Annotated in this window: 2 protein-coding genes; one reads left to right on the top strand and one right to left on the bottom strand. The window is 50.9% G+C overall.

Going from position 1 to position 1,266, the window contains the following annotated elements; genetic code table 11:
- Positions 1-1,070, top strand: a 1,070-nt coding sequence (locus tag F6K53_RS43390) for a GNVR domain-containing protein (protein WP_293086920.1), incomplete at its 5' end; no start/stop codon positions are given.
- Here the strand turns inward: F6K53_RS43390 and F6K53_RS43385 are convergent.
- On the bottom strand, positions 1,027-1,266 hold a 240-nt coding region (locus F6K53_RS43385; protein WP_293086917.1), incomplete at its 5' end, for a hypothetical protein. The two genes, F6K53_RS43390 and F6K53_RS43385, sit on opposite strands and share 44 nt — an antisense overlap.

Genomic DNA, 1,266 nt, shown 5'->3' with positions numbered 1-1,266 from the left:
GTCGACGCTCTTCCGATCTGTCTATTCAACTCCAAGACGCTAAAACCCGTAGCCAAGAACTCCAGACAATAACCAGTCTGAATAATGCTCAGAATGCTTACATCGCCGGACGCATTGGTCAAGATGAAGAACTCCAAGCCTTACGAGCTCAGCTAGTCAACTTGGAACGGGAGTTAGCCAAAGCGCGATCGCGTCTAACTGATCAGAATCCAGCGGTGATATCACTGGTTCAGGAGCGGTATGAACTCCTTGGCCTCTACAATCAAAAACTGTCTCGTCTGTTGCCCACTAATCAGCTAACTAATCAGTCTACTAATCAGTCCAATAATCAAATTATTCCCCCTGGTGATGTGGCCTCTGATCAGTTGAGCCAGGACTTTACCTCTAGGTTTATTTTAGCTGAAACAGAACGGTCGGTACTGGAACAAAAGCTCTACCTGGTGCAAACTGAGCGCATTAAACTCCAGAATCGTCTTGGTCAAATACCAGTTCTACGGCAACCCTTTGCTAGCTTAGTTCGCCGACAAGAAGAAGCTATTGCCTCTCTTAAACTCCTCCAAAACAAACTGGAAGAAGCAGGGATTGCCGAAGCCCAACTAGTTAGCAATATTCAAATTATTGAGCGGGCAAAACTTCCTTCATCACCCAAGCAACCCAATCCAAAAGTGGTGCTAGTGATTGCTACTGCGGCTGGAATTGCCTTAGCTGTCGGTATGGTGCTGTTGCTGGAGATGATGGATAATACCCTACACGATGCCTCGGAAGCGGAGGCACTGCTGAAGCTGCCTAGGCTGGGGGTATTACCGAAGATGCCTGCTCAGGCACTAAGTCTTGAACAACCGAAGCGATTCTTAGCAGATATTAGGTTAATGGAGCCTTACCGCCTGCTCCTGACAACCATGGAGTTGCGTGCTCAGAATAGGTTACAGCTGATTGTGGTTAGCAGTGCTGTTTCCGGAGAGGGTAAGTCAGTGGTAGCTTCCCACTTGGCTGCGGTTTCAGCAAGATTTTCCCGCCGGACATTGATTATTGATGCCGACTGGCGTCACCCAATGCAGCACAATTTGTAGCCAGGAGGGCGGTGTTGACCGCCGTGGGCGAGGCGGCCCCGGCAATCAGCACGGCCGCCAGTTCATTGCGAAAGCCAAAGATCCAGATCAGCGAGGCAGCGATGATCGGCCCACCGAGCAGGCGAATGAGCAGAGCCCAGGCCAGGTGCCCCTCCACCTTCGGGGGCTTCGTTTTCGACAGCTGCACCCCCAGCGT

The sequence above is a fragment of the Moorena sp. SIO4A1 genome, from assembly GCF_010672065.1.
Taxonomy (GTDB): domain Bacteria; phylum Cyanobacteriota; class Cyanobacteriia; order Cyanobacteriales; family Coleofasciculaceae; genus Moorena.
This window is presented reverse-complemented; position numbering and strand designations above follow the sequence as displayed.